This is a genomic window from Cryobacterium sp. Y11 (assembly GCF_002929535.1).
Taxonomy (GTDB): Bacteria; Actinomycetota; Actinomycetes; order Actinomycetales; family Microbacteriaceae; genus Cryobacterium.
Window position 1 is genome coordinate 1 of the sequence record NZ_PJJO01000026.1, and the last position, 3,793, is coordinate 3,793.

Annotated in this window: 2 protein-coding genes and 1 pseudogene; all 3 read right to left on the reverse strand. The window is 59.8% G+C overall.

Going from position 1 to position 3,793, the window contains the following annotated elements:
- On the reverse strand, positions 1 to 424 hold a 424-nt coding region (locus CXY75_RS20185; protein WP_369826619.1), incomplete at its 3' end, for a zinc-binding dehydrogenase.
- Positions 421 to 699: an alcohol dehydrogenase catalytic domain-containing protein gene (locus CXY75_RS20190; RefSeq protein ID WP_233201638.1), complete on the reverse strand. Its 279-nt coding sequence runs from the start codon at positions 697 to 699 to the stop codon at positions 421 to 423. The genes CXY75_RS20185 and CXY75_RS20190, both read right to left, overlap by 4 nt.
- A 1,166-nt stretch (positions 700 to 1,865) precedes the next feature.
- A pseudogene (locus CXY75_RS00305) lies at positions 1,866 to 3,106 on the reverse strand (IS256 family transposase).
- Positions 3,107 to 3,793 lie beyond the last annotated feature (687 nt).

The window sequence follows — 3,793 nt, forward strand, 5'->3', positions numbered from 1 at the left end:
CGATGCCCTTGGTCTGGTCCAGTACGAACTGAACCGGGTCCGTCTTTGAGTCATCAACGGCGATCGCGCCGATCTGCTCGGCGAGGGCCAGCCGGTCTGGGCGTCGGTCCACGACCCAGACTTTACTGGCGCCCTTGATTGTGGCAGACAGGGCCGCCATGAGCCCGACCGGACCTGCACCGTAGATCACGACCGTGTCGCCGGGAATCACGCCGGCCATCTCGGTAGCGTGGTAGCCGGTCGGAAAGATGTCCGAGAGCATCACGTAATCGTTTTGCTTTTCCACTGCGTCATCACCCAGGCGCAGGCAGTTGCTGTCGCCGTAGGGCACACGCAGCATTTGGGCCTGCCCGCCGGGGTACGGACCCATTCCGGCGAAGCCGTAGGCGGCGCCGGCGCCGACCGGGTCTGGTTGAGTGGTCATGCAGTAGNACAGGAAATATTGAACGGCAACACGACGAGCTCACCCACTTTGACCTTGTCGACGCCGTTACCGACCTCGATGACCTCGCCCATGTTCTCGTGACCAAACGTGCGGCCCACCTCAAAATCGGTGCGTCCCTCATACATGTGCAAATCCGAACCGCAGATATTTGTTGCCGTAATGCGCACCAGAACATCGGTGGGACGTTCGATCTTGGCATCAGGAACTTCTTCAACGTTGACCTCATTGGGGCCCTTGTAAACGACTGCTTTCATTTTTTCACTCCCTAATTTTCATGACCGTGAAACACGAACGGTCCATCTTCACTTTCGGAGGTGTACGAATTTTAGTGCCCGGGCAACCTCGCGCTGCCCGCGGATTGTGCACAACCTGTGTCTATCACCGTTCTATGTACACCGCGTTAATCGCCGCAATTACGGCGAGACTTACACCGGACATCGTCGGCCAGTATCCGTCTCCTACGAAGCGACCGGCAGCGCGCAGACCGGATCAAGAAAACGCGACTCGGCCACAAGCTCTCTACACACAAGAGCAGAAGGCGGCACGGAATATCGCGCTGCTGTGAAGTACGAAGAGCCAGAAATACGTTCTGCAGGTACGAACAATCTTCGGCTTCGAGGACCACCGCACCCGCGTCGACATTCCGACAAACGTGCCCGAACGACGAAGCCGTGCTTTTCGCTTTCACAGAACATGTACTCGCGATGACCGACGATGGCGCTACGCGCCATGACAGGGTCGAAGCCTCGACGACGGGAACACTATGGGCAGCAACGCACGGCAGATACCTGACCGTTGCGAAATAAATCGCTCGGACCGAGCGTGTCCCTCCAGACTCTGTCATACGCAAATCCGTGCGGCGGCAGCCCCCGGCGTGCCATCGGGCCGCCACCGTCCGTCTCTTCGGCAAGTCGCCGCTTAATCCGGATAGACGCAACTTGTACCGGAATGTCCGGTGAAAAGTGCGCAGCAGTCCGGACTGCTCTACAACGGCTGGACGGTGATATACGCTAGGCCGCGAGCTGCAGTGACGTTCCTCCACACAGCAATCGACGAACTCAGTCCGATTACCAGCACACAGCAACTTGACCATGAAACGCTTCATTCATTGAAGCGTTACTACGACCATATGGCTTCGTCGATCCTCCCGAGATCTGCTGTGACAGATGCGCAGACCACGGTGAGTTTTATCATGGTGGGAACGAACGCACCGAGCAGGAAACCCGCCGGGGAACGTCCAATCATCCCGCGGTGAAGGAGATGAATGTCGAATAATCAACATGAACCATGCGCGGCAGCAGACCTCGAATTGTGTGTTCTTTCAGACCATGAATGGCGGGTAGCTGACCGGCGACAAGATGAGCAATCGGTCAAGTCCAATTGCGTGGTGTAACGCGTTTTCCGCGTGATTCTTGGATATTTAGGCGCTGAGAGCGCCGAGGTCGGTTGTGGGTTCCTCCTTCTCTGTGGGGATGAGGGTGAGGCGTGAGCGGCTGAGGACGTCGAGGCCGAGGTAGCGGCGGCCTTCGATCCATTCGTCGTGTTGTTCGGCCAGGACCGCGCCGACGAGCCGGATCAGGGAGCCACGGTCGGGGGAGATGCCCACGACGTCGGTGCGGCGCCGGATCTCTCGATTGAGACGTTCCTGGGGGTTGTTGGACCAGAGCTGACGCCAGATTTCCTTCGGGAAGCCGGTGAACGCGAGGACGTCTGCCCGGGCTCCCTCGAGGTGGGTGGCGACCGCGGGGAGCTTCTCTTCGAGGGCGTTGAGGACCCGGTCGAACTGGGCGTGCACGGCGTCCGCGTCGGGCTGGTCATAGACCGAGTGGAGCAAGGTCTTCACCCATGGCCAGCTGGACTTCGGGGTCGCGGACATCAGATTCGCGGCGTAATGAGTGCGGCAGCGCTGCCAGGTCGCGCCAGGCAGAGTGGCCCCGATCGCGGCCACGAGGCCAGCGTGAGCGTCGCTGGTGACCAGTTTCACGCCGGTGAGGCCGCGGGCGGTCAGATCACGGAAGAAGCCCAGCCAGCCGGCGCCGTCCTCGGCGCTGGTGACCTGCAGGCCCAGGATTTCCCGGTGGCCGTCCTTGTTCACGCCCGTCGCGAGGAGCGCGTGGACGTTGGCGACGCGGCCGCCTCGCGCACCTTCAGCACCAACGCGTCGGCGGCCACAAACGGGTAAGGGCCCGCGTCGAGGGGGCGGGTGCGGAACTGTTCGACCTGTTCGTCGAGGTCCTTGGCCATGATCGACACCTGCGACTTGGAGAGGCGAGTGATGCCGAGGGACTCGACGAGTTTCTCCATTCGACGTGTGGACACCCCGAGCAGGTAGCAGGTCGCCACGACGCTGGTCAGGGCGGCCTCGGCGCGGCGGCGCCGCTCGAGGAGCCAGTCCGGGAAATAGGACCCCTGCCGTAGCTTCGGGATCGCGACGTTGAGAGTGCCGGTGCGGGTGTCGAAGTCCCGATGGCGATACCCGTTACGCGAGTTGACCCGGTCGGCAGAAATCTGGCCGTATTCTGCGCCGCAGACGGCTTCCGCTTCGACACTCATCAAGGCATTGATGAACGTGGTGAGCATCTGCCGCATCAGGTCGGGCGAGGCTTGCTCGAGTTGTTCGGACAGGAAACGGGCAGGGTCAATAAAATGGGGTGCGGTCATCGCGTGTACTCCTTCGGAAAAGACTTGATCGGTCTTTCCAAGAATCACGCGGTGGCCGCCTCACATCGGTGCAACACGCCCAACAGGGCCGGGATACACCACGCTATTGGACGCAACCGAGCAATCACCCGAAAAAGTTCTCGGTTACATCAACCAGAGCAGATCGCTATTCGAAGTCCTCAATGTGGAAGCGCCCGGCCGACATCTGATCTTTAATCAGTTTCACAGGGCTGTCGAATCGTTCACTGCAGCGTCCGGTCGCTGAGGATAACGACGGAGACGTAGGCGGCGGCAGGGCAAGCCCCTCCTATCGCGTGGGGCTAATTTAGGAATCCGCAGGCATTGTGCTGAATCAAACGAACTGACGCACCCGACGGACGCTGAGAATTATTTCCGATCGCATAAGTAAATTGCTATGCAACACAGCAATCCCCGCTTTTTTATGCTGTCGGATGTCTCGGGTAACTTGCCAAGCGTTTCGAGCGTCGTGTCATCCCACGTGGCTAAACTGCGGTATACGGTGTGCGGACCATCACGAATCGTACGTTGATCCTCTTGCAACGTCAGGCCTGAACATCTCCGCGCCATCCGATATCGTCGGCTCCTTTCGCCTCGATGAACTCCTTAAAGTTCGTGAGGTCTTTCTTGATGGCGTGGCCGTCGATACCGAGAGCGGCCCCAGCCTTC